Source organism: Flavobacterium cheongpyeongense, from assembly GCF_003202435.1.
Classification (GTDB): Bacteria; Bacteroidota; Bacteroidia; order Flavobacteriales; family Flavobacteriaceae; genus Flavobacterium; species Flavobacterium cheongpyeongense.
This window is the reverse complement of the sequence record NZ_QJHK01000013.1, coordinates 73,053-98,217: the sequence shown is the minus strand read 5'-3', so window position 1 is coordinate 98,217 and position 25,165 is coordinate 73,053. Positions and strand designations below refer to the sequence as shown.

General features: G+C 34.4%; 21 protein-coding genes. 18 read left to right on the top strand and 3 right to left on the bottom strand.

The window, feature by feature from the left end:
• Positions 1-178: 178 nt before the first annotated feature.
• The 8 genes from metG (at position 179) to DMB65_RS14740 (ending at position 9,643) form a co-directional block, all read left to right on the top strand.
• Positions 179-2,314 carry a methionine--tRNA ligase gene (metG, locus tag DMB65_RS14780; RefSeq protein WP_110307412.1) on the top strand — a complete coding sequence of 712 codons (2,136 nt, stop codon included), beginning with the start codon at positions 179-181 and terminating at the stop codon, positions 2,312-2,314.
• Between the two features lie 327 nt (positions 2,315-2,641).
• Positions 2,642-4,033 carry a hypothetical protein gene (locus DMB65_RS14775; RefSeq protein ID WP_110307411.1) on the top strand — a complete coding sequence of 464 codons (1,392 nt, stop codon included), beginning with the start codon at positions 2,642-2,644 and terminating at the stop codon, positions 4,031-4,033.
• Between the two features lie 87 nt (positions 4,034-4,120).
• Positions 4,121-5,008, top strand: a complete 888-nt coding sequence (locus DMB65_RS14770) for a DMT family transporter (protein ID WP_110307410.1) — start codon at positions 4,121-4,123, stop codon at positions 5,006-5,008.
• 133 nt (positions 5,009-5,141) lie between these two features.
• The gene (locus DMB65_RS14765) at positions 5,142-5,849 is read left to right on the top strand and encodes an HAD family hydrolase (protein WP_110307409.1); all 708 of its coding nucleotides are present in this window, start codon (positions 5,142-5,144) and stop codon (positions 5,847-5,849) included.
• Positions 5,849-6,478, top strand: a complete 630-nt coding sequence (locus DMB65_RS14760) for a chloramphenicol acetyltransferase (protein ID WP_110307408.1) — start codon at positions 5,849-5,851, stop codon at positions 6,476-6,478. Before DMB65_RS14765 ends, DMB65_RS14760 begins: the two co-directional genes overlap by 1 nt.
• A gap of 36 nt (positions 6,479-6,514) precedes the next feature.
• The gene (locus DMB65_RS14755) at positions 6,515-7,996 is read left to right on the top strand and encodes a hypothetical protein (protein ID WP_110307407.1); all 1,482 of its coding nucleotides are present in this window, start codon (positions 6,515-6,517) and stop codon (positions 7,994-7,996) included.
• 80 nt (positions 7,997-8,076) lie between these two features.
• Complete coding sequence (locus tag DMB65_RS14750) at positions 8,077-8,595, top strand: ferritin (protein ID WP_110307406.1); 519 nt, start codon at positions 8,077-8,079, stop codon at positions 8,593-8,595.
• Between the two features lie 355 nt (positions 8,596-8,950).
• Positions 8,951-9,643, top strand: a complete 693-nt coding sequence (locus DMB65_RS14740; RefSeq protein WP_110307404.1) for a DUF2461 domain-containing protein — start codon at positions 8,951-8,953, stop codon at positions 9,641-9,643.
• A 70-nt stretch (positions 9,644-9,713) separates the two neighbouring features.
• On the opposite strand, the gene DMB65_RS14735 is transcribed toward DMB65_RS14740, so the two are convergent.
• Entirely contained in the window at positions 9,714-10,037 is a 324-nt protein-coding gene (locus DMB65_RS14735; RefSeq protein WP_110307403.1) for a single-stranded DNA-binding protein, read from the bottom strand.
• A gap of 181 nt (positions 10,038-10,218) precedes the next feature.
• On the opposite strand from DMB65_RS14735, the gene DMB65_RS14730 reads away from it, so the two are divergent.
• From DMB65_RS14730 to DMB65_RS14720, 3 genes are all read left to right on the top strand, one after another.
• A complete protein-coding gene (locus DMB65_RS14730; RefSeq protein ID WP_110307402.1) occupies positions 10,219-10,749 on the top strand; it encodes a hypothetical protein in 531 nt (176 codons plus the stop codon).
• A gap of 657 nt (positions 10,750-11,406) precedes the next feature.
• Complete coding sequence (locus DMB65_RS14725) at positions 11,407-11,754, top strand: hypothetical protein (RefSeq protein ID WP_110307401.1); 348 nt, start codon at positions 11,407-11,409, stop codon at positions 11,752-11,754.
• Between the two features lie 9 nt (positions 11,755-11,763).
• Positions 11,764-14,181: a M28 family peptidase gene (locus DMB65_RS14720; protein ID WP_110307400.1), complete on the top strand. Its 2,418-nt coding sequence runs from the start codon at positions 11,764-11,766 to the stop codon at positions 14,179-14,181.
• A gap of 48 nt (positions 14,182-14,229) precedes the next feature.
• Here the strand turns inward: DMB65_RS14720 and DMB65_RS14715 are convergent, their stop codons facing one another.
• The gene (locus DMB65_RS14715) at positions 14,230-14,625 is read right to left on the bottom strand and encodes a rhodanese-like domain-containing protein (protein WP_110307399.1); all 396 of its coding nucleotides are present in this window, start codon (positions 14,623-14,625) and stop codon (positions 14,230-14,232) included.
• A 140-nt stretch (positions 14,626-14,765) separates the two neighbouring features.
• Between DMB65_RS14715 and DMB65_RS14710 the strand changes: the two genes are divergently transcribed.
• The 7 genes from DMB65_RS14710 to DMB65_RS14675 all read left to right on the top strand — a co-directional run bounded on the left by DMB65_RS14710 (position 14,766) and on the right by DMB65_RS14675 (position 22,194).
• Positions 14,766-15,668, top strand: coding sequence for a LysR family transcriptional regulator (locus DMB65_RS14710; RefSeq protein WP_110307398.1), 903 nt, complete (start codon positions 14,766-14,768; stop codon positions 15,666-15,668).
• Positions 15,653-16,102 carry a GNAT family N-acetyltransferase gene (locus DMB65_RS14705; RefSeq protein WP_110307397.1) on the top strand — a complete coding sequence of 150 codons (450 nt, stop codon included), beginning with the start codon at positions 15,653-15,655 and terminating at the stop codon, positions 16,100-16,102. Before DMB65_RS14710 ends, DMB65_RS14705 begins: the two co-directional genes overlap by 16 nt.
• 133 nt (positions 16,103-16,235) lie before the next feature.
• Entirely contained in the window at positions 16,236-17,051 is an 816-nt protein-coding gene (locus DMB65_RS14700; protein WP_110307396.1) for an NAD-dependent epimerase/dehydratase family protein, read from the top strand.
• Between the two features lie 59 nt (positions 17,052-17,110).
• Positions 17,111-17,587, top strand: a complete 477-nt coding sequence (locus DMB65_RS14695) for a methylated-DNA--[protein]-cysteine S-methyltransferase (protein WP_110307395.1) — start codon at positions 17,111-17,113, stop codon at positions 17,585-17,587.
• Positions 17,588-17,709: 122 nt separating this feature from the next.
• Positions 17,710-18,423 carry a 3'-5' exonuclease gene (locus DMB65_RS14690; protein WP_110307394.1) on the top strand — a complete coding sequence of 238 codons (714 nt, stop codon included), beginning with the start codon at positions 17,710-17,712 and terminating at the stop codon, positions 18,421-18,423.
• 486 nt (positions 18,424-18,909) lie between these two features.
• Positions 18,910-20,349, top strand: a complete 1,440-nt coding sequence (locus DMB65_RS14680) for a nucleoside recognition domain-containing protein (protein WP_110307456.1) — start codon at positions 18,910-18,912, stop codon at positions 20,347-20,349.
• A gap of 240 nt (positions 20,350-20,589) precedes the next feature.
• On the top strand, positions 20,590-22,194 hold the full coding sequence (locus DMB65_RS14675; protein ID WP_110307393.1) for a fumarate hydratase: 1,605 nt from the start codon (positions 20,590-20,592) through the stop codon (positions 22,192-22,194).
• Between the two features lie 90 nt (positions 22,195-22,284).
• Here the strand turns inward: DMB65_RS14675 and DMB65_RS14670 are convergent, their stop codons facing one another.
• Positions 22,285-25,062: a M4 family metallopeptidase gene (locus tag DMB65_RS14670; protein WP_110307392.1), complete on the bottom strand. Its 2,778-nt coding sequence runs from the start codon at positions 25,060-25,062 to the stop codon at positions 22,285-22,287.
• Positions 25,063-25,165 lie beyond the last annotated feature (103 nt).

Genomic DNA, 25,165 nt, shown 5'->3' with positions numbered 1-25,165 from the left:
CAGTTTCGTTAAGTGAATTTTAGTTGAAGAAAAAATCATTTTTTAATCGCTTATCTGTGGCATTAATTTAAAAAGCTTTGCAACTCTGCGACTTTGGGATTAAAAACTCAGCGATTCTCGGTGAAATAACAAATTCTCAATTCTATTGCTTATTTTTGCACCCAATAAAATTCATACAATGATTCAGAATCCAAAAAGATATACAATCACAGCGGCATTACCTTATACGAATGGTCCTATACATATTGGGCATTTGGCAGGAGTTTATGTACCTGCAGATATTTATTCGAGATACCTTCGTTTGCAGGGAAAAGACGTTGCTTTTATTTGCGGAAGCGACGAACATGGTGTTGCCATTTCGATGAAAGCCAAAAAAGAAGGAGTGACACCACAAGAAGTTATTGACAAATATGATGGCATTATTCGTAAATCGTTTGCTGATTTCGGAATATCATTTAATAACTATTCCAGGACTTCGGCAAAAATTCATCATGATACGGCTCAGGAATTCTTTAGAAAATTATACAAAAATGGTGATTTTATCGAAGAAGTTACAGAACAATTGTATGATGCAAAAGCTGACCAATTTTTAGCGGATCGTTTTGTAGTAGGGACCTGTCCGAGATGTGATAATCCGGAAGCTTACGGCGATCAATGCGAAAAATGCGGATCTACACTCAATGCTACCGATTTGATCAATCCAAAATCAACGATAACAGGAGAAACCCCAATTTTAAAATCGACAAAACACTGGTTTTTACCTTTAGACCGTTATACTGAATTTTTACAGGAATGGATTTTAGTCGGACATAAAAACGACTGGAAACCTAATGTTTACGGACAGGTAAAATCATGGGTTGACGGCGGACTTGAACCTCGTGCAGTAACGCGTGACCTTGATTGGGGAATCGATGTCCCGGTGGAAGGTGCCGAAGGAAAAAAATTATATGTTTGGTTTGATGCGCCTATCGGATATATCTCTTCTACAAAAGAATGGGCGGCTCGCGAAGGAAAAGACTGGGAACCTTATTGGAAAGATCAGGATACCAAACTGGTTCACTTTATTGGTAAAGACAATATTGTTTTTCACTGTATTATTTTCCCGGCGATGTTAAAAGCAGAAGGAAGTTATATTTTGCCGGACAATGTGCCTGCAAATGAGTTTTTGAATCTGGAAGGAAACAAACTTTCGACTTCTAAAAACTGGGCAGTCTGGTTACACGAATATTTGGATGAATTTCCTGAAAAACAAGATGTTTTGCGTTATGCATTGACAGCAAATGCTCCTGAAACAAAAGATAACGACTTTACCTGGAAAGATTTTCAGGCGAGAAACAATAATGAATTGGTTGCCATTTTTGGGAATTTCATTAACCGTGTGGTGGTTTTAACCAACAAATATTACGATGGTGTTATTCCAACGCCAAATGAATTATCCGAAGTTGATGAAAATACTTTAGCTGAATTAAAAGCCTATCCGGCTGTGATCTCAAGTTCAGTAGAACGTTACAGATTCCGTGAAGCTTTGGGCGAATTGATGAATGTTGCCCGTTTAGGAAATAAATATCTGGCAGATGAAGAGCCCTGGAAAGTAATGAAAGACAATCCGGAGCGGGTAAAAACCCAAATGTATGTGGCCTTACAGATTGCTGCTGCTCTGAGCGTTTTGGCTGAACCGTTTTTACCATTTACAGCTTCTAAGCTTTCAGGAATTCTTAAATTAAGTGATCTGAAAGAACATTTTGAAGGATTCAGCAAGTTTCTAAAAGAGAAAAACCCAGATGCAAAAGACATTATTATTGATAAAACGTTGGGTTGGAATGATATTGCTCAGCATTCCGATTTGATTCCGGCTGGACATAAAATTGGTGAGGCAGAATTGCTTTTCGCAAAAATAGAAGACGAAGAAATACAAAAACAAATAGATAAATTGGAAGCAACAAAAACCGCTAATCTTGCCGAAAGCAAACAGCCGGAACCACAAAAAGATTTGATTCAGTTTGAGGATTTTGCTAAAATGGACATTCGTGTAGGAACTATTCTGGAGGCTGAAAAAATGCCAAAAGCAAACAAACTTTTAGTGCTAAAAGTGGATACCGGAATCGACGTTCGTACCATTGTTTCCGGAATTGCAGAAAGCTTTACTCCGGAAGAAATCATCGGGAAAAGAGTTTCTGTTTTAGCCAACTTAGCTCCAAGAGCTTTACGCGGCGTAGAAAGCCAGGGAATGATTTTAATGACAACAAATGCCGAAGGGAAATTGGTTTTTATCAATCCTGATGCTGATGCTCCGAATGGTGCGACAGTGAACTAAAACGTATACATCATATAAATTGCGTGAATCGGTTAAGAGATTAATTGATTCACGTTTTTGCTTTTAAAAACAGTTTTGTTTTTAACCAGATTAATAGCAAAAATATTCAATTCTGATAAGACAATAACGCTCTCAAAAAAATAGAATAATAAAGCGTACTTCTTAATCAACGAACTTTATTATCCAGGTAGTTATGAAAAAAAGACGCAAAACAATTTATTATTAGAAAATTTGAAGATTAGCATATATCATCCCTGAAAAAAATATCAAAATGTTAAGTTTCTATTTTGCTTAATTAAAATTAAAACGGTTAAAACCAATAATACCATGAAAAATACAACTTTTTTAATCTTTTTATTACTAGGAGGCATAACAGTTTCAGCTCAGGAACTTGTCAATTCTGTACCCCTGGAGCCAAAGAAAAATCGTGATGTCTTTCAAATTATTGACGATGAAAAAAATACAGTTACATTATTTGTAAGCGATACTGAAAAAGTAAAAGCAATAAATCTTAATGAAAAGATGCAAATTATAGATAGTATTTCTGCCAACAAACCAAATACAACAACTACGAATGTGATTGGCTACAATAGCAGCAATACGGGTACGAGGTTATATTGGTCTTCTAATAATGATGAAAATATATTTGTCCAATTGTACGATTTTAACAATCATAAAACCACGACAAATGAATATAACCTAATTTTAAAAAACGAAAAAGTTATACAAAAATTCAGCGAAAATGAAAAATTTTATATTCTGGCCGTTTTAAAAAACAGTAATACCTTCAAACTGTATGTTTTTGACAAAGAAGGCATTTATACAGAGAAGATAATTCCTTCAGAAGGATTTCATTTTTTTACATCAGATTATAAAAAATCAGATTTGTATGAGGTTTTTGCCGAAAACTTACTCCCTTTTGAATCACCTTTTTCTTTAGAGAATATCACTATCGAAAATCATACATCATTAACAAAAGCAGCCAAGAAAAGAAAATGTTATTTAAATAATAAACAAATTGTAATAACGGTGGACACCAACATCGATTTTACACAGGTTATTTTAATTGATTTAAACAATTTTACTGCTACCGAAAAGATGGTAAAAAAACCCTATTTGGTTGGCAATCGAACATTTTTAAATTCAAACTCTTTTTATTTTGACAATAAACTGTATCAGATAAAAACCTCATCAGGCAGTTTTTATTTTACAATAAAAGATTTAGAAGACAACCTTATAAAAGAATACTTTGCCAATACAACCATTCCGATTAAATTTAAGAATTCAGAGATTTATGAAGGAGGAGGCAATTTTAGAAGTAAAAGAACTTTACCCAACAGTAACTTGTTTATCCTTAAAGCAAATAATATGCATCTTGGTCTTTCTTGTTATCAAACTGTCCCGAACACATTGATTACTTTTGGCGGTGTTTCTGATTTAGCGCAATCAACAGATCAAATTGATGCAGTTTTGAATCCAAAAACAGAAGTTTTATACCCTTATTCTGATCGAAAATTGATTAAAATTGAAGGATTGTTTGATGGTCATGGAAATCATGTTAAAGGAAAATTACAACCATTAGCTTTTGAAAAAATCAGCACCTTTCTGGAGAAAAATACGGATATTTCATCACAGACTTTATTCAAAACAGATGCTTATTATCTGGGATATTACGATAACAAAACAAAAGAATATGTCATTAGAAAATTCACAGATTAACCTAAAACTCCCGATTTCCCAATTTGGGATTTTTTGTCTAAAAACGTTTCAAAATGCTAATTTTGCATTCGATAAATAAAGAACAAAATGAAACTCACAAAACCAAGATTAGCCTTAATCTGCGGAATACTTTGCATTTCCATCTTCCCTATCTTGGTAAAACTCCAATTAGCTCCGGGATTAATTTCGGCATTTTACAGAATGTTTTTTGCTGTGACTTTGCTCTTGCCTTATGTGCTTCTGAGCAAAAACTTTAAACTTCCAACATTAAAATTTACACTTTTAGCAGCACTTTGTGGCATTTTATTTTCTTCTGATGTTGCCGTTTGGAATATTGCTATTCAGGATTCGAGTGCAACACAAGCTTCCTTATTGACCAATTTATCTCCGCTTTGGGTTGGTATTGGTTCTTTCTTCTTTTTGAAAGTAAGACCTGCAACCAATTTCTGGATTGGAACTGTCGTTTCGTTATTCGGAATGATCACTTTGGTTGGTTTCAGTTTTTTTATGGATTTAAATTTTAATCAGGCTTTTCTATTTGCCGTACTCTCCGGAATTTTATATGCGATTTATCTTTTGGTCAGTAAAAATGTCCTTTCGCAAGTTGATGTTTTATCCTTTATGACGATTAGTTTAATTGCCTCAAGTATGTATTTGGGAATCCTTTGTTATTCTTTAAATCAACCTTTTACCGGGTTTTCGAATACTGGCTGGTTTGTATTAATTCTTCAGGCAGTAATTTGTCAATTGTGTGCCTGGCTATCGGTCAGTTATGCAACACAACACATGCGTGCTACAAGGGTTTCGTTAAGTTTGCTGAGCCAGGCAATAATTACTTCAATATTAGCTTGGTTGTTTTTAGAAGAACAAATAACTTTACAAATGGTTTTCGGCGGGATTATTTTGCTTTTCGGAATCCGCATCACGTTTTATAACAAAACAATTGCTTTAAAGAGATTGTTTTCTTATAATTAAATTTCTTGCTGATTTTGCAGATCAAACAGATTAAAATCTTTTAAATCCAATCAATTTATGGCGAAAATTAAAATAGATATTTGCTCTGTCATGGCAAAACCTGAAACAAACAAAACCTGAAACAAAATATTTTATGTTACATAAAAATAAAATCCCTAATTTAAAAGTAATCGCATTCGATGCTGATGATACTTTGTTTGTAAACGAACCTTATTTTCAGGAAACTGAGCATAAATTTTGTGCGCTGATGGAAGATTATCTTTCGCATCAGGGCATTTCGCAGGAGTTGTTTAAGATTGAAATCGGTAACCTGCCTTTATACGGATACGGAATAAAAGGTTACATCCTCTCGATGATTGAGGCCGCCATGAATATCTCGAACAATACAATTCCGGTTGAAGTCATTGAAAAAATTATTCAATATGGAAAAGAATTACTCGAAAAACCAATCGAACTTCTGGACGGAATCGAGGAAACCCTTCAGTCTTTACACGGAAAATACAAACTGGTCGTAGCCACAAAAGGCGATCTGAAAGATCAGCACAGCAAATTGCATCGCTCTGGTTTAGGACATTATTTTCATCATATCGAAGTAATGTCAGACAAACAGGAAATCGATTATGAAAAACTGCTTGGACGTTTAGATATTCAGGCTCATGAATTTTTAATGATTGGAAACTCCTTAAAATCAGATGTTTTACCCGTACTCGGCATTGGCGGTTATGCCGTTCATATTCCGTTTCACACGACCTGGGAACATGAAAAAATCAATCACAAAGTTGAACATGAACATTTTAGCACTTTTGAAAAAATTACAGAAGTAGTTCACAAGTTATTATAATGAAAACCCTTTTAGACTTAGAAAACTGGAACCGAAAAGAGCATTTTGAGCATTTTAACAAAATGGATGAACCATTTTTTGGCGCAACAGTCGAAATAGATTGTACAAAAGCCTGTCAAACCGCTAAAAACCAAAAAACTTCTTTTTTCATCTTTTACCTGTACAAAACTTTAGCAGCAGTGAATTCAATAGAGAATTTTAGATACCGAATTTCAGAAAACAAGATTTACATTAACGACCGAATTGATGCTTCAGCAACTATTGGCCGAAAAGATGGCAGTTTCGGATTTTCATTAATGGAATATAATCCTGTTTTCAGGATTTTTGAAAAGAATGCTTATGCAGAAATTGACCGGATTCAAAATACTACCGGACTTTTTACAAGATCGTTTGATGATGATAATTTAATTCATTTTTCGGCAATTCCGTGGCTCAATTTTACTTCGCTTTCACATGCACGCAGTTATTCGTATCCGGACAGCTGTCCTAAAATTTCTTTTGGAAAAATGATTACCTTAGACAATGGTAAAAAAACAATGCCTATGTCTGTACATGTTCATCACGGATTAATGGATGGAATTCATCTAGGGAAATTCGTGGATCTTTTTCAGGAACTCATGAATCAATAGGAAAATAAACGGAACAATTTTTGAGCAGCAAAACACATGAAAAAACTACTACTTCTTTTGTGCGTGTTTTATAATACTGTCCTGCTAAGCCAAACAGTATTAAACTCTTTTGCATTAAATTTAAATGAACCTTTAGAAAATGGTCAGATTCTGAATATAGTAGACGTAAAAACAAAAGATATTTATGTTTTTGCCGCAGATGATAAATACATTAATATTTTAAAATACAATAAATCGCTTTTCCTCAAAGATCAATTTACTGATTCAATCAAAATGACAGAAAACAGATCTTTAATTGGACATAGTATTAGCGATGACGGAAACCCGCTTCTTTATTGGTCAACAAGTAATTTAAGAAACCTCCGAATTATTAAATATTTCATGGAAACGAAAACTTCCAGAGCTTTAAATTTTGATTTGCCTTCAAACACTGAATACATTATTACGACTTACCAGAAAAACAATCTTTTTTACATTCTGACTAAAGAAGCAAAACAACCGCATCTGTTACTTTATGAATTCAATGACGGAAAATGCATAATAAAAATGTTTGATTTATCTACAATTCAATTCGAAAATGAAAAAGGACAAAATGTAGCTTTCAATACCATTATTCGATATTATCCTATTGAAAAAATGGATACTGACTATTTTACTCCTTTGGATAAAACCATTAACAAAACCAAAATGTATGTATCAGACAATCATATCCTTTTGGTATTTGATTACGCTTTGAAAAAAACACAGATTTTAGATCTCAACCTCATTACTACTGATGTTACGGAGAAAAATTTTAATCAGCCTATAAGTAAAAACCCATCTAAATCTTCCAATTCTTTCTTTTACGAAAATAAAGTATTGCAAATCAAGTCGGGCAAAGAAGAGCTATTACTTGAGATCAAAGATTTTGATTCAGGTAAAACGCTTAAAAGTGTGGCTGTTTCAAAAAAAGATTCAATTGAATTTAAAAACTCTCCTTTCTTTTTACAGATAAACGCAAAAAAACCTCAGGAAATAAAAACAACAGAAAAATTCCTAAAACAGCTATCTGTATTAAACTCCGGAATAACAGCTTTTAAAAACAAGAATAACACCTTAATAACCTTTGGGGGATTTGCAGAATATCAGGTTTCAGGTTTTGACTATATACAGAGTAATGCACTGGCTGATTTTTTTGATAATGACTTTGGCGGCTATTCGGAGTACTCCAATAAAATGGTTTATTTTGATGCTATGCTCAATGCTGATTTAGAATTTGTAAACCAAAAACAAGCTGAGCCTCTGGCCATTGATAATCTCTATTATTATCTGAACACTAATAAAAACATAATACTTCAAAACACGCTTAAACTTAAAGATTACTACATTTTAAGCTATTACGACACCGCTTCCAGACAATTTATCATGCGTAAATTTACAGATGGCTTTATAAATGACAATCCCGGAAATCCAATTATGAACAAGGCATTGTTATCTCATCCTGCCGAATTTAGCAAGATTAAATTTAGAAAAGATTAATCCAAATGCATTCATGTTTTTCCAGTTTACCAGAAAAGTTATAACTTATTTTCATTATTTTTATAAAAAAGACACACATTATGCTATCAAAAAATATTGAAACGGCTTTAAACAAGCAAATCCGCATAGAAGCAGAATCTTCGCAAACTTATCTTTCTATGGCTTGCTGGGCTGAAGTACATGGATTAGAGGGAATCGCCCAATTTATGTACACCCAATCAGATGAAGAGCGTGCGCACATGCTCAAATTGATAAAATATGTAAATGAGCGCGGAGGACATGCTCAGATTACCGACCTTAAAGCACCAAAAACAAGTTATTCAACATTCAAAGAAATGTTTGAAACGCTTTACAACCACGAAATTTTTGTTTCGGAATCCATCAACGAACTGGTTCACATTACTTTTGAAGAGAAAGATTACGCAACACATAACTTTTTACAATGGTATGTTTCTGAACAAATCGAGGAAGAGGCCACAGCTAAATCTATTCTGGATAAAATCAACTTAATTGGTGATGATAAGGGCGGACTTTACTTGTTTGACCGTGATATTCAGCAGTTAACCGTTACCAGCTCAATAGCAATTAATCCAAAATAAAAAAGTTAAAATTTATTTAGAATATATAAAAATAATATTTTCTTTTTATATTTGTTCCTGTTTTTAATTCAGAACAAAAGTGGGCAAGAAAGAAAAGGACAAGGACAAAAAAAAGGATAAAAAGAAAAATAAAAACGCAGCTATCCTGGACAAACTCAAGAAGGTTGAAAATTGTAAATCGTCTTGTTGTGAGAAATATAAAAAGAGCGAAAAAAAACGCTGTTCACGCTGTCCTATGTTTGATTTATTCAAGAAAACAGCCTAACTATATATAACAAAACCCACCCGATTTTTCTGGTGGGTTTTTTAGTTTTAAATTGCGGTTAACTTCTGATTTTTAAAGACTCAAATTTATATGGAAAACCAAATCATTATTCCCAAATCTGCTCTTGATTTTTTACAGCTGCTTAAAGAAAACAATAACAAACCCTGGTTTGAAGCCAATAAACCAAAATACCTCACTGAATTAAATCATATTGAATCTTTTGCAGATGCATTGCTTCAGGAACTTTCTAAAACGGATGTTTTGGAAACTACTTCTGGCAAAAAAAGTGTGTACAGAATATATCGTGATATTCGTTTTTCTAAAGATAAAACTCCCTTTAAGACCTTTTGGGGAGGAAGTTATACTCGTGCAACTGCAGCAAGACGCGGTGGTTATTATTTTCATTTGGAAAAAGGAAACAGTTTTTTTGCAGGTGGTTTTTGGGGACCAAATGCAGCTGATTTAAAACGCATCAGAACCGAATTTGCACAGGATCCGGAAACCTTTCAGAAGATTTTAAATTCGAAATCTTTCGTCAGCAATTTTGGCACTTTACAAGGTGAACAGCTCAAAACAAAACCAAAAGGTTTCGATGTAGATCATCCGGCAATTGATCTGCTTCGTTTCAAACAATTTTTGGTAATTAAACATTTTACAGATGATGAAGTATTAAGTCCTGTTTTCTTAGAAGAGGCTTTGGAAGCATTCAAAAACATGAGACCCTTTTTTGATTATATGAGTGAAGTACTTACAACGGATAACAATGGCGCTTCAGTTTTATAAAACTATTACCTAAATAGAAAAAACCGACAGGTTTTTAAAGCCTGTCGGGTGCAACCAACAAATAAAAATCTTATTTGCTAAGCAGCAAAATTTCGTTTACTACAATTTCCGTAACATAACGTTTTTCTCCGTTTTTATCATCGTAGCTTCTGTGTGTCAGTTTTCCTTCAACGGCGACTTCCTTTCCTTTCACCACATATTTTTCGATAATTTCGGCTGTTTTCCCCCAGGCAGTAACCCGGTGCCATTCGGTTTGCTCTACTTTTTCACCTTTATCGTTAGTGTACTTGTCGTTAGTGGCGATGCTTAAATGCGCTAATTTTCTTCCGCTTTCTAATGTTTTGATTTCAGGATCATTCCCTACGTTACCGATTAATTGTACTTTGTTTTTCATTGCGTATACTATTTTTAAGGTTTATATAAAATTGAATTCATTCGTCAAATTCAACAGTGCAAAGATGTAGCGGGTTTCAAAAATTAGTCGGTTGTAAACTATTTACTTTCGGTTGTAACTGTTTGTAAACGTTTGTAAATGGAAAATAATTTAGTATATTTGAGTTAGGCAACATTTAAAGATGGACAACAACCAACAAATCTCTGAAAGAAAATACGCAGCCAATTTAGCTCGAAAATATCTTAGTGGAGAAATCTCCAAAAATGAAATATTAAGTAAATTACCTAATCAGGTAAAAGATTTTAAAATTCAACTTCTTTACAATCATATTATCAAAAAACCTAAGAAGAGCTGGTTTTTCTTGCCATCAAAAGAAAAATTTAAAAAATTCATATTAGAAGCATACGAAATAATTGAATATTTAGAATCAGATAAATTAAGATTCAAAACCATGAAAACGCTTTTTAAACAATTATGGTTGGAATCTAATGAATGTAATGAACCAATTGAAAATATAGGAATACATATTTATGAAGTTTCAAAAATAACCTCTACTCCTAAAATTGAAATTATGAGATACTTAAATTTATTAATTGAGAAAAATTATATTACAAAAATATCTGATCAACCCTATCTTTATAAATTTACTGAAAGTGGAAAAAATATAAAAACCGATTCAGCAATTGAAGAGATAATAATGACCGTTGATTAACAGCTACAAAGATTTGGTCAATCCTCTTAATGTGAAGTTGGTTTTGTTTTTCTGATAATTAGTAACTCCAAAAAAAGAACTTAATCTAAATCCTAATAAATTATAGTAGCAGAACAAAACCACACAAAATGAAAACACAAATCAACAAAGTAGAATTACGAAATTTAGAATTTGACGAATACAAACAACTAAAAAGTTCGATGGTGAAGTAGAAGGCTCAGCTTTGTCCCTCATTGTTGATGAAAAATAATTAGTAGATTTTAAGAAAAAATGATCCGAAAACAACTAAATGTTAGTTCGAGTGTTTTGGCTGATATATTTCTTTTGAAAATAAAAATTCATTAGCCAAAAATGTATCCAAAAGTCTTGTTTACATAAAAATTCTGGATAGAATTTCATAAAAAATGCTATCACTATTTTATAAAATCACTTGAACTGATGAAAAAAATTTGAAAAACCATACAGTATAATTAGCCCTGAATACTTCACTTAATTCTATTTTACTGGAGTTCAGCGAACTGTTTTTGAGACGGTATCCTCGCAACGTAGTGAAGAAGTATAGACCAAAGCAGGAACCCGTGTTAATAATACAAAACCATAATTCGGTCAAAAATAAAACAAATCAAGTTGCCCTATTTTCAACTTAAAAACTAAATAATGAAAACATGCCTTGAATGCTCAGAAAAAATTGTAGGCCGGGAAGACAAAAAGTTTTGCTCAGATAGTTGCCGTAATGCCTATAACAATAAAATAAACAAGGACAGTACTAATTTTATGCGGAATGTAAACAACAAGTTGCGTAAAAATTACCGTATTTTGTGTGAATTAAATTCGGAAGGAAAATCTAAGGCAACAAGAGAAAAAATGCTCAATAAGGGCTTTGATTTTGATTTTTTTACCAATATTTTGCAAACCAAAACAGGCAATACCTACTATTTCCTGTACGATCAGGGATATCGGTCTTTGGACAATGATTATTTTATGCTCGTAAAAAAAGAAATTTAATACCACACTATGAAAAAAAAACCTACTTCAATTCTGGCTTTTTTAGGAGTCTTAGGAATTCTGGCCATCATCTTTGCCTCTATGATGCCCCAGTATATCTCGAAAGATGAAGAAGCCCTTGCCGAATTCTCAACAGAACGAGCCCTAAACCAGGTTCAGATTATAGCCCAAAAGCCCCATTTTGTTGGCTCTACAAATCATGAATTAGTTGCTAATTACCTTATACTGGAATTAAACCGAATAGGTTTGGAAACCAGTATTCAGGAAGGGTTTACCCTTAATAATAAAGGTCTTTTGGTTAAATCCAAAAATATCCTGGCCCGCAAAAAAGGAACTTCCAGTTCAAAAGCCCTTTTATTACTTTCGCACTATGACAGCGCCCCGCATTCTTTTTCTAAAGGAGCAAGCGATGATGCCTCAGGAGTAGCCACTATTCTTGAAGGTGTCCGTGCTTTTTTATATGCCAATGAAAAGCACAAAAACGACATCATTATCCTTTTCTCAGATGCCGAAGAATTAGGTTTAAACGGTGCTGACCTATTTGTGAATCAGCACCCATGGTCCAAAGATGTTGGTTTAGTCCTGAATTTTGAAGCAAGAGGTTCATCGGGTCCAAGCTATATGCTGATGGAAACCAATCAGGGAAATCAGGCACTTGTACAAGAATTTAGTAATGCCAAAACAAAGTATCCGGTTTCAAATTCGTTGATGTACAGCATTTATAAAATGCTCCCAAATGACACTGACTTAACAGTTTTTAGAGAACAGGGAAATATTCAGGGTTTCAACTTTGCCTTTATCGATGGTCATTACAACTATCACACCCAGCAAGACGACATCCAGCATTTAAACAAAACCACATTGGCACATCAGGGTTCTTATTTGATGCCGCTTTTAAAATACTTCTCCAATATTGATTTAAACTCTACTCATACTACTCAGGACAATGTTTATTTTAGCGTTCCGTTCGGGTTCTTTATAAATTATCCCTTTTCATGGGTTTTCCCTATGAGCATCATCGCTTTGGGGCTACTGATATTATTTATTTTCGTAGGGAAAGCAAAGCGTGTTATTTCTTTCAGAGAAATTTTCAGAGGATTTGTACCTTTATTAGGTTCAACGATTATTACAGGTCTTGTTACTTTTTTGGGATGGAAAATAATTTTGCAGGTTTATCCGCAATATTCGGATTTGCTGAATGGATTTACATATAACGGACATGCTTATATCGGTGCATTTGTGACACTAAGTATTGCCATCTGTTTTGCTTTTTATCACCATTTTTCAGAAGAAAAAGTAACAATGAACCATTACGTAGCTCCACTGCTACTCTGGATCATCATCAATTTGATATTAGCCAATCATTTAACAGGTGCAGGATTTTTGATTATTCCGGTTTTTTTCGGAATCATTCTATTTGGGATTTTTATATTTACCAACCATTTCAGCGTTGGTTTAAATTTATTATTCTGCATTCCCGCACTGGCAATTATCGCTCCTTTTATTGTGATGTTTCCGATTGGTTTAGGTTTAAAGATCCTTTACGGAAGTGCCATTCTTACCGTTTTGCTTTTCGGATTATTGCTGCCTTTATTTGGATCATTCGCTAAAAAAGGAATCTGGACGATGCTTTTTTTCGCCATTTCTATCAGCTTTTTTGTTTATGCAGGTTATCATTCCGCTTACGAACCCGGAAAAGCAAAATCAAACAGTTTGTTATATGTTTATAATGCCGATACCGATTCTGCTGTCTGGACAACTTACGACACCAATCTGGACGACTGGACCAGAAACTATCTTGGAAATATAAATCAGAAAGCGGTTGGTTTAAACAACCTGCCAATAGCGAGCAAATACAATACTGCTTTTACCTACAGCGATATTGCCCCTAAAGTTGATCTTCCAAGACCAACGATTTCATTTTTAAGAGACAGCCTTATCGGAAGCAAAAGATACCTGAAAATAAAAATTACTCCAAATCGAAAAGTCAATCGTTACGATATCTACGCCAATCCAAAAATGAGTTTTTATAATTTTAAAGCCAATGGTGTTTCGACTTCAGGACAAAAAGGAAATCTTCTGGAAAGAAAAGACAGCAAAATTTTATGTTATTATGTCGTACAAAACGAGCCTCTTGTCTTGGAATTCATTATTAATAAATCAACTATTTTTGACATGGATTTAATCGAAAGCTCTTTCGATTTAATGACTAATCCGTTGTTTGATATTAAACCAAGAAGCAACTGGATGATGCCAACTCCTTTTGTTTTAAATGATGCTATTTTGATTCAACAAAAAATAAAAAGATACGTTCCTCAAATAAAACCAGTTGAAAATGATCCGGTTATTCATCATTTAGCTGTTGCAAAAGACAGTTTAAAGCCTGTAATGAAAATTAAAAAAGAAGTAATAAACCACCAACAGTAATATCTAAAAAAATTAGGGCAGACTTATCAAAATAGTCTGCCTTTTTATTTAACACGCACATTCAATTTTCAGTCCGCCTTTATTTCCTTGCGTTCCTTCCGTTGCATATCCATCAAATTTCCACCACGCTATTCCGCCAATTAATTCTTTTACCCTGAATCCCAAACGGCTCATGTTTAATGCGCCTTTTGTCGAAGCATTGCAACCAATTCCGTCGCAATAAGTTACGTATAAAACAGCCTTATCTAAATGCTGCGTGGTTTCTAAATTCATTTCACGATGCGAAATATTAATCGCGTTCGGAATATGTTCTGCCTCAAATCCAAAAGGTTTCCTGGCATCAAGTGCAATTATTTTTTCTCCTTTGTTCATTGCTTCAAATAAATCTGAGGGATCCATTTCGAACGCCAGTTTATTTTCATAAAATTTAATCTGATCTTCCATTGTTTATTTAGTTTTCGTTTTTTCAAAAGTAGCTGAACATTTAATTCCATAAAAACGAAAAGAATTCATGAATCACATTATTTTTTTTCATAGAAAAGCCAGTCTGAAATTTTGTTTCTTTGTGTATCAATACTATCAAAATGGAAATACGTCACTTAAAATTGATAAAAGCAATAGTTGAAGAAGGCAGCATTACAAAAGCGATCGACAAACTTCATCTAACACAATCTGCCCTGAGTCATCAGCTCAAAGAAGCAGAATATCAGTTGGGCACCGCCATTTTTTTAAGAACCAACAAAAAACTGGTTTTGACAAAAGCCGGCGAAAAAATTTATGAACTCGCCAATGAAATCCTGAACAAACTCTCAGAAACTGAAACCCAGATCAAACAAATGATTTTTGGAGAACATGGCGAAATCAGAATCAGCACCGAATGTTTCTCGAGTTATCACTGGCTTCCTTCAGTTTTAAAACAATTCCATCTTTTATATCCAAATGTTGAATTGAAAATTGTAATCGAAGCGACTCATATTCCTTTGCAGAAACTTCTGGACAATACAATTGATATTGCCATTATAAGTGATCCTATTAAAAACAGTAATATAAAATACACCGAACTTTTTCAGGACGAAGTAATGATGGTCGTATCTGAAAATCATTCCTGGGCAGATAAAAAATATGTCATTGCAGAAGATTTCATCAATGAACACCTGATTATTCATTCATTGCCGATGGAAACCGTTACCATTCATCAGTTTCTTTTGGCTCCAGCCAAAGTGACTCCAAAGAAAATCACGCCAATGCCTTTGACAGAAGCCTCTCTGGAAATGGTAAAAGCCGATATGGGCGTAATGTCAATGGCAAAATGGGCCGTTCAGCCTCATTTGAAGTCGAGTTCAATAAAAGCCATTAAAGTGACTAAAAATGGTTTGAAAAGAAAACACTTTATCGCTACACGAGCCAATGAAAATTATCCTGATTATTTCAATCATTTTATTCACTTCCTGCAAACCGAAATTAACCTGCAATGGAATATTCAATAAGAAACTGCGAAATAGCTGATTTACCTAAGTTAATCATGCTATGCCAACAACATGCTGAATTTGAGAAAGCCGAATTTTCCACAGAGGGAAAAAAACAAAGTCTGAAAAATGCTCTTTTTGGTAAAAATCCGAAATTATTCTGTCTGGTCGTAGCCATAAAAGAAACAATCATTGGTTATGTATCCTACACTTTTGATTTTTCAACCTGGGATGCCGCTACATTTTTATATATGGATTGTTTGTTTCTTGAAGCAGAAGCCAGAGGTTTCGGAATAGGAGAAGTACTAATCGAAAAATTAAAAGAAATTGCAACTACAAACAACTGTGTCAATATGCAATGGCAAACACCAGAGTTCAATGCCAGAGCCATTAAATTTTACAACAGAATTGGTGCAAAGAGAAAAGACAAAGTCCGATTTACTTTAACTTTGTAAAATATTAATCTCGCAAAAACGTAAAGTTTTTTAGTGTTTTATGCAGATTTAAAAAGATCTAAGCTGATTTTCGCTGATTAAAAAAATAATCTGCGAGAAAGAAAAAAGCTTCTTTATCCTTAATCTCAAAAAAATGACAAAAATAAGCATACTTGGCTGTGGCTGGTTGGGCTTACCGCTAGCAAAAAGACTAATCGAAAAAGGAAATTCAATAAACGGTTCCACTACTTCAGAAAACAAACTTTCTATCTTAAAAGAAGCTGGTATAAATCCGTTTTTGGTTGCGCTTGAAAGCGAAAGTGTTTCTGAAAGCATCAATGACTTTTTAGCGGAAAGCGAAATCCTGATTATCAATATCCCACCAAAATTGCGGACTGTCAATCCCAATTCTGAAAAAAAAATTTTTGTCGAAAAAATCAAAAATCTCATTCCTTTTATAGAAAAATCGACGGTTAAGAAAGTGCTTTTTGTAAGTTCAACATCCGTTTATGGTGATAATAATGATTCTGTAACTGAAGAAACTAAACCGAATCCAGATACTGAAAGCGGAAAACAATTGGTTTTAGCTGAAAAGCTTCTTCAAGAAAATCAAAACTTCAAAACCACTATTCTGCGTTTCGGCGGATTAATTGGAGAAGATCGTCATCCTGTGACTTCTTTGTCAGGAAAAGAAAACTTAGCAAATGCAGATGCTCCTGTAAATCTGATTCATCAAAACGATTGCATCAGCATCATTGAAGAAATCATAGACCAATCTAAATGGAATGACGTTTTTAATGCTGTTGCACCATTTCATCCAACTAGAGAAGATTATTACACGCAAAAAGCAGTGGAACAAAACCTGATTTTACCGAAGTTTAGTGCTGGGAAATCTAATAGTAAAAAGGTTATTTTAAGCGCAAAAATTGAAACCGTTTTGGATTATCAATTTAAGCTGGAAAATTATTAAGCAAAATATTAGCGAACTTTGCGAAAACCTTGTGTCTTTTGCGGTTAAAACCAAGAACTATGGAAACAGCTTATATCAATTCGCCTCTCGGTATCACCAAAATTATTGGTGATAAAAACGGTATTTCAGTAATTTCTGTTTCCGATGTTGGAACAAGTGAAGTCTCAAAAACCATTCCTGAAGTTCTGAGTGAAGCTGTTTCGCAGTTAAACGAATATTTCGAAGGCAAAAGAACCGATTTTGACTTAAAACTAAATCCAAAAGGAACCGAATTTCAACAGAAAGTCTGGAAAGCCTTATTGGAAATTCCGTATGGAAAAACAGTAAGTTATATGGATCAGACTAAAAAGCTTGGCGATGTAAAAGCAATTCGGGCTGTAGCAGCGGCAAATGGTAAAAATCCGCTTTGGATTGTGATTCCGTGTCATCGGGTTATTGGTACAAACGGATCTCTTACGGGTTATGCAGGAGAAATATGGCGCAAAAAATGGCTTTTGGAGCACGAAAGTCCTTCTGTACAACAAAGTTTATTTTAAAACACAAATTTCACAGATTTTTACAAATTAATTTATAGCTTTATATTTACAAAATGGTAGATTTGGTGTAATGTTTTTACCAAAAAATTGGTGTTAATTAGTGTAATCCGTGTTTAAAGAAAATGATTGAAAAAATAAACCTCAACAACATTTTATTTCTCGATATAGAAACTGTTCCTGAAGAAGAGAATTTCAATTCGCTTGACGCAGAAATGCAGTCACTTTGGGATTTAAAAACGCAATATCAGCGTAAAGACGATTTTACTCCTGAAGAATTTTATGACCGTGCCGGAATTTGGGCTGAGTTTGGAAAGATTATCTGTATTTCAGTTGGGTATTTTACCATCAAAAGTGATATTCGGAATTTCAGGGTAACTTCTTTTTTTGGAGAAGAAAAAAAGATCCTGAAAGACTTTAATAATCTTCTGAACAATCATTTCAATCAGCCACAACATCTTTTGTGTGGGCACAATGCCAAGGAATTTGATATTCCGTTTCTCGCACGCCGAATGATTATCAACCAAATTGCAATTCCGGACAAACTGAATTTATTCGGCAAAAAGCCATGGGAAATTCCACATCTGGATACGTTGGAATTATGGAAGTTTGGTGATTACAAACACTTTACTTCTTTAAAATTACTGACCAAAATCCTCGGAGTTCCCTCACCAAAAGGCGATATTGATGGCAGTCAGGTAGCACAGGTGTATTACGTAGAAAAAGACATAGACAGAATTGTAACCTATTGCGAAAAAGATACAATAGCCGTAGCACAGATTTTTCTTCGTTTGCGCAGGGAAGATTTATTGATTGAAGAAGAAATTATTCATGTATAGTTTTTTGGGCTGCAAAGTTACAAAGGCTCTGAGTCTCGCAAAATTGAAATGAACTTCAATAACTTATATGATTTAAAACCAAATAAATACCATCAGGAAGTTTTACATCACCGGCATGTTTCTCCTTAGGAAATTGTGAAGCTCCTATTTTATTGGAACATCAACCCAAAGCGTTTTCTAAAAACGGAAAAGCCACGGGTATCTGAAAAAGAACAATCAAAAAAAGAGCATGCCAAAATCAAAACAGACTTTTTTAATACAACCGAGAATCATAAAAAAGCAGTTCTTTTTGAAGGGATTACATCTTTTTAAAAGTACTTAGAAACAAAAATTGTGATTGAATACACTAATTTTAATGATTTATTTTATTTTCTCTCGTAAATTTTAAAGACAAATTCAAATTAAATTAATTTCGTGTTAACTACGAAATTGACTTTTGCAATTGTCATTGCAATTGATTTATTACATTTACAAAAAATTACAATTATGGTATTAAGCAGATTTTGGTTAGCGATTTTTATTTCTTCGATTGTCTTTATTGTCATCAGCCTTTTTTCACAAAATAATTATACCATTGATTATGTTTTGAATGGTAAAAAAGACGATCCTATTCTGGTTTCAGAGAAATATGCTGAACAGCTTCCTGCTTTTATAAAAGACAGCATCAAAAACGCTCCGGATCAAACGATGATTATCGATCGTGATACGCTTAATGCCGACACCACGTATGTTTATAAAAATAAAACGGTAAAAATATACAGCGGTGTTCAAAAATCGGATGGTTTATTGCCAACTTGTAAAAACACGCTTGTTGATTTAATCTTGCCTCTTATCGCTTATCTGGCTTTTTTCTGCGGATTGATGGAACTTCTGATTATTTCAGGAGCATCAGGAAAATTAGCAAAAGGCCTAAGCCCGGTATTTGTAAAAGTGTTTCCGAGTATTCCAAAAAACCACCCTTCCATTTCGTATATGACGCTGAACTTCGCTGCCAATTTCTTAGGACTGGATTCGGCTGCGACTCCTTTTGGATTAAAAGCCATGGAAAGTCTTCAGGAAATAAATCCCGATAAAGACAGGGCGAGCGATGCACAAATTATGTTTATGTGCCTTCATGCTTCCGGTTTAACTTTAATTGCAACTTCGATTATTGGCTATCGTGCAGCTGCCAATGCCAGCAATCCGGCCGATGTGATGCTACCGTGTATCATAACTTCTTTCATTGGTACAATTGCTGCTTTTTTAATTGTGGGTGTTAAACAAAAAATCAATTTCAAAAGTGCTTCTTTGGTTATCGCTTTAATCATGTTGATTGCTGCAATCATTGGATTGTTAATGTATGTGAATCACTTAGATTTGATAGGAAAGAACCTTTTTACTTCTAATCTTTCTGCATTAATATTAATTGCTATTATTGCCTTTACTTTACTTTTTTCTTTCATCCATGAAAAGAAATTTACTGAAGCCAATACAACAGTTTTTGAATCGTTTGTTGTCGGGGCAAATAACGGAGTTAAAACCGGAGTTACGATTTTCCCTTATGTTATGGGAATGCTGGTAGCAATTTCCTTATTCAGAAACAGCGGATTATTTGAAATTATCAGTGATGGAATTGCATTTGTCTTTTCGAATATGGGAGTCAGTAAAGAAATTACTAACGCCTTACCTGTAGCCATGTTACGTCCGTTTAGCTCTGCCGGATCACGCGGATTTTTAATTGATTCCATGAATACTTTTGGAGCTGATTCCTTAACAGCAAGACTGAGCAGTATTTTTCAATGCAGCGCCGAAAGTACGTTTTATGTGATTGCGGTTTACTTTGGTTCTGTGAATATCAAGAATACCCGTTATGCGTTGGGAACGATGTTATTAGTGGATTTGATTTGTGTAATTACGGCTATTTTTGTGGCTAGTTGGTTTTTTTAATTTGATGTAAACATTCAGAGTTCAAAAATTCCGTAGGAATGATATGTATTGTAGCGACGGATTTTAATCCATTGAAAACAGATTTGAACGTTTCAATAAGTTCAGTAGGAACGGATCATATAATATTCGCAAACTTTATAGAATTTAATGAGTTTCATAATCAACAATAAAGTTGCTAAACGTATATAATTCAAATTCTTTCTTAGGTAAATAATTTTTAACTTTGTCAAAAACAAAGAAATGATTGATTTTATATACCAGGATCCCTATCCTATTTTAAAAGATGAAACACAATACCGCAAAATTTCTTCAGATTTTGTAAAAGTTGAAAAATTTGGAGAACGCGAAATTCTTACTGTTGATCCAAAAGGATTGGAATTATTAGCTGAAGAAGCTTTAACAGATGTTTCGTTTATGTTGAGAACGACACATTTGCAAAAACTAAGAAACATTCTGAACGATCCGGAGGCAACGGATAATGATCGTTTTGTAGCTTATAATTTACTTCAAAATGCTTCTGTTGCTGCTGAAGGTCAGTTGCCAAGCTGCCAGGATACCGGAACTGCAATTGTAATGGCCAAAAAAGGTGAAAATATTTTTACCGGAGTAGATGATGCAGAATGGCTGAGCAAAGGAATTTTCAATACGTACCAGAAACGTAATTTAAGATATTCTCAGATTGTACCGATTTCGATGTTTGAAGAAAAAAATTCAGGATCAAATCTTCCGGCACAAATCGATATTTATGCGAAAAAAGGGGCTTCTTACGAATTCTTATTTATGGCAAAAGGTGGCGGATCTGCGAACAAAACCTACTTATATCAACAAACAAAATCGTTATTAAACGACAAATCCCTTGACGCTTTCATTCGTGCTAAAATCAAAGACTTAGGAACATCTGCCTGTCCACCTTACCATTTGGCTTTGGTGATTGGAGGAACCTCTGCCGAAGCAAATTTAGCAACCGTAAAAAAAGCATCTGCAGGCTACTTTGATAATTTGCCTACTTCAGGAAACATGGCCGGTCAGGCGTTTCGTGATTTAGAGTGGGAAGAACGTGTTCAGAAAATCTGTCAGGAAAGTGAAATTGGAGCTCAGTTTGGAGGAAAATATTTTACACATGATGTTCGTGTAATCCGTTTACCACGTCACGCAGCTTCCTGCCCGGTAGGATTAGGTGTTTCTTGCTCTGCAGACAGAAATATTAAAGGAAAAATCACGAAAGACGGAATCTTCCTTGAACAGTTAGAAACGAATCCAAAACAATTTTTACCGGAAACAGCACCACATTTAGAAGCTCCGGTTGAAATTGATTTAGATCAGCCAATGGCCGATATTTTAGCCAAATTATCACAATACCCAATCAAAACCCGTTTGAAACTAAACGGAACTGTTATTGTAGCCCGTGATATCGCACACGCAAAAATCAAAGAATTATTAGACGCCGGAAAACCAATGCCGGACTACTTTAAAAATCACCCGGTTTATTATGCAGGTCCTGCTAAAACTCCTGAGGGAATGGCTTCCGGAAGTTTTGGCCCAACAACTGCCGGACGTATGGACGTTTATGTGGATGAATTCCAAAAACATGGTGGCAGTATGATTATGCTGGCTAAAGGAAACCGTACCAAACAAGTGACGGATGCCTGCAACAAATACGGTGGATTCTATTTAGGATCTATCGGAGGTCCGGCCGCTATTTTAGCTCAGGACAATATCCTTAAAGTTGAAGTGGTTGATTTTGAAGAATTAGGAATGGAAGCTGTTCGAAAAATTACCGTAAAAGATTTCCCTGCTTTTATTATTACCGATGATAAAGGAAATGATTTTTTTGAGAATTTATAAAGTGAGAAACTAATTTTCTAAAGATATTATATAGAAAAACCGCCCTATCAGGCGGTTTTATTAATTTATATTATACTATAAAGAATAAAATTATTTTTTTATGAACTTTTTGATTACTCTTTTTTGACCAATATTCAATTCAATAAAATAGATTCCTGCACTTAATTTGCTTACATCAATTGATCCTTCAGAAAACTGACCTGAACTCACCAGCTGACCTAATGCATTTGTAATTGTAAACTCAGAACCCTTTTCCTCAAATGATGAAATATTCAGTTCATTTTCAACTGGATTTGGATATAAAGTTATTTCAGGACTTGCTTTATCTGTGTCAGCAATTAATTCATTAACAACTACAGTTCCTGCAGCGGTAATGTTTATCGAATAGTCTTCAACTTGTCCATAGGAAAAAGACTCACAGGCTGTTGGAATTCCGTTGTATTTCATAGAAATTCTCATTGTTGTGGTTCCTAAAGTCGCTGTTGCAGGAATTGTAATTGAGCCTGTAACCGGAGTAGTTGTCGAAGCTGCTTTTGTCCAAACTGTTTCGCCGGAATCAGTAAAATCACCATCTTTATTATAATCAATAAACACAGCATAACCTTCACTGTATACTGAAGATGCCCATGTTGGTGTAATCGTAATAGTATACGCGGTTCCTCTGCTGGCATTAGTAGAAACTGATGTGAAGTTTTCATAACCGGTTGTTGCAGTAGAAGTATTGCTAATAGTACCAAAAACAACTTTACCAATTCTTTCGTCTGTTGCATCATTTCCTTTTGATGTACAATATGTTACTGTACCCGCAAGTGTAGTAACATTTACTGTACTGCTTGATGCAGAAATATTTCCAGCTGCATCTTTGGCTTTTACAGAAAACGTATAAGCAGTTGAAGCGGTTAAACCTGTAACAGCATAAGTTGTAGTTGTAGACGAACCTTTTAAAGTTGTTCCTTGGTAAATATCATATCCTGTTACTGCTACATTATCTGTTGATGCTGTCCAGGATAAATTAGTAGTTGTAGCAGTTGTACCAGAAGCTGCTAAAGCTGTTGGTGCGGAAGGCGCAGTTATATCACTTGATCCACCAGAATAAGCTGCTCCAACACCCACTGCATAAAATGCATTTGTTGTTGCAATAACTTCAGCAGAACCTGCTCCGTATAAATCAATAGCTGACTGTATTCCAGAAGTTCTGGCATTCGCATACGTTGAATTGGAAGTTAAATAAACACTTTCTAAACGGTAAGCAATTTTTGCCGCTTTGTCAATTGTTATTCCGGTAACATTATAGGCATTTCCAAGATCATTTGTACCTGATTTACCTATAGACAGGATATAAAACCAGTGATTTAATACCCCTGAGTTTGTATGAACCCCACAATAATCATTACTGCTTGTTGGCGTACAGTTTACGTTTACCCAATTGGTTCCGCCATAAGTATCCGGCTGACCTTCAGAGTTTGGATCACTCATAGAACGTAAAGCTGCATGACCTGATCTTCTTTCTATATCTTCACCAATTAACCAGGTAGATTTTGTAGGTGCTGCACGATATTCGATACAGGCTCCCCAAATATCAGAAAAAGCTTCATTCATCGCTCCCGATTCTTTTTGATATGCTAAATTTGCAGTATACGTACAAACAGCATGACCTATTTCATGTCCGGCAACATCCATTGAAGTTAAGATATCAAACCCTCCTGTTCCGCTTCCGTCACCATAAGTCATAACACTTCCGTTCCAGAAAGCATTATTATTGCTAGAATATCCGGCTGCGATTAAATTATAATGCACATAACTTTTAATTTTGGCACCGGCATTATCATAACTGTTTCTTCCATGTACAGCCGACCAATAATCGTATGTCATTTCGGCTCCCCAATGAGCATCGAGTGCCCCATTGTCTTTGTTTGTATTATTATATTCAGTGGCAGTCCAGTTATTATCAGTATCCGTAAAATTTGTAGTTGGATACGTTGCTGTTCTGGCTGAATTATAAGTCTGAATTCCATTTCCACGGGTTCCGTCAAGCAAAATATATGAAGACCCGCTTAGTGTCGTCTGAATTGTTTGGGTACCGCTGTAACGGGTTGCTGCATTTGCCGCAACTATCGCCTTTAAATTCGAATTCTCTTTTTTAGAAGCCACATTTACAGATTTTGAATTTCCGTGGCCGTACTCGCCAAGATGTTTTATAGTTGCATTATAAAACAATACTTTTCCGGTTATGGCATCTATATATAAATCACCACGACTTAATGGGTTTGTCGCATAAATATCAAATTTATATGCTAAATTAACTTTATCTGTAGTTCTTTCTGTTCCCTGAGCTTCCATATCAGGCAAAAAAACCAACTCTCCTTTAGGTTTCTCATAATTCATAGCTGCCGCATCTTCTGGAGAATCCCAAAGATATTGCTTGGCATCTGTGTAGAGAACGGCTTTGTTAAAAGCTTCCTGTGCCGAAAGTTTAGGCATTGTAACTGCATTTGTGATATTGTAAAACTCACCATTCATTGAAGCCAGCTTACCGTTTTTTGAATGTAATGTATAGTTTGCAAATTCTACTTTGATTCCTTGCTCGTATAGTTGAAACTTTTCATGCACATAACCTTCCTGGTCTGATTCTGTTTTAATTTTTGCAAAAGACTGATTGTCTTTTAAACCTAATTGCTCCTTAAAGACGGCATTAAAATCAGAGCCTTTGTAAGTAGATTGTTCACTAAAGGTAATTAAGCCAGGAAGTCCGTTTTCAGATAAATTTTTCTGACTTACGCGTTTGTCAGTTACCTGGGAAAATGCAGTTAAAGAAAATGTGAGCATAACAACTGTCGTAGTGACAATTTTTGGTAATTTTTTTTCCATAATAAAAGGGGTTTAAAATTGGTAATGGATTAAAAAAACAAAAATATTTACTGTAAGTAAATACTTTGATTTATGGCAAAAGTATTTTAATTTTGTTATTTAA

Bases quoted from the DNA above. Each gene is read 5' to 3' on its own strand.
- DMB65_RS14775 (WP_110307411.1), top strand. From the start codon at position 2,642: ATGAAAAATACAACTTTTTTAATCTTTTTATTACTAGGAGGCATAACA.
- metG (WP_110307412.1), top strand. From the start codon at position 179: ATGATTCAGAATCCAAAAAGATATACAATCACAGCGGCATTACCTTAT.
- DMB65_RS14675 (WP_110307393.1), top strand. From the start codon at position 20,590: ATGATTGATTTTATATACCAGGATCCCTATCCTATTTTAAAAGATGAA.
- DMB65_RS14700 (WP_110307396.1), top strand. From the start codon at position 16,236: ATGACAAAAATAAGCATACTTGGCTGTGGCTGGTTGGGCTTACCGCTA.
- DMB65_RS14710 (WP_110307398.1), top strand. From the start codon at position 14,766: ATGGAAATACGTCACTTAAAATTGATAAAAGCAATAGTTGAAGAAGGC.
- DMB65_RS14725 (WP_110307401.1), top strand. From the start codon at position 11,407: ATGAAAACATGCCTTGAATGCTCAGAAAAAATTGTAGGCCGGGAAGAC.
- DMB65_RS14670 (WP_110307392.1), bottom strand. From the start codon at position 25,062: ATGGAAAAAAAATTACCAAAAATTGTCACTACGACAGTTGTTATGCTC.
- DMB65_RS14705 (WP_110307397.1), top strand. From the start codon at position 15,653: ATGGAATATTCAATAAGAAACTGCGAAATAGCTGATTTACCTAAGTTA.
- DMB65_RS14765 (WP_110307409.1), top strand. From the start codon at position 5,142: ATGTTACATAAAAATAAAATCCCTAATTTAAAAGTAATCGCATTCGAT.
- DMB65_RS14735 (WP_110307403.1), bottom strand. From the start codon at position 10,037: ATGAAAAACAAAGTACAATTAATCGGTAACGTAGGGAATGATCCTGAA.
- DMB65_RS14720 (WP_110307400.1), top strand. From the start codon at position 11,764: ATGAAAAAAAAACCTACTTCAATTCTGGCTTTTTTAGGAGTCTTAGGA.
- DMB65_RS14760 (WP_110307408.1), top strand. From the start codon at position 5,849: ATGAAAACCCTTTTAGACTTAGAAAACTGGAACCGAAAAGAGCATTTT.
- DMB65_RS14715 (WP_110307399.1), bottom strand. From the start codon at position 14,625: ATGGAAGATCAGATTAAATTTTATGAAAATAAACTGGCGTTCGAAATG.
- DMB65_RS14740 (WP_110307404.1), top strand. From the start codon at position 8,951: ATGGAAAACCAAATCATTATTCCCAAATCTGCTCTTGATTTTTTACAG.
- DMB65_RS14695 (WP_110307395.1), top strand. From the start codon at position 17,111: ATGGAAACAGCTTATATCAATTCGCCTCTCGGTATCACCAAAATTATT.
- DMB65_RS14690 (WP_110307394.1), top strand. From the start codon at position 17,710: ATGATTGAAAAAATAAACCTCAACAACATTTTATTTCTCGATATAGAA.
- DMB65_RS14755 (WP_110307407.1), top strand. From the start codon at position 6,515: ATGAAAAAACTACTACTTCTTTTGTGCGTGTTTTATAATACTGTCCTG.
- DMB65_RS14730 (WP_110307402.1), top strand. From the start codon at position 10,219: ATGGACAACAACCAACAAATCTCTGAAAGAAAATACGCAGCCAATTTA.
- DMB65_RS14680 (WP_110307456.1), top strand. From the start codon at position 18,910: ATGGTATTAAGCAGATTTTGGTTAGCGATTTTTATTTCTTCGATTGTC.
- DMB65_RS14770 (WP_110307410.1), top strand. From the start codon at position 4,121: ATGAAACTCACAAAACCAAGATTAGCCTTAATCTGCGGAATACTTTGC.
- DMB65_RS14750 (WP_110307406.1), top strand. From the start codon at position 8,077: ATGCTATCAAAAAATATTGAAACGGCTTTAAACAAGCAAATCCGCATA.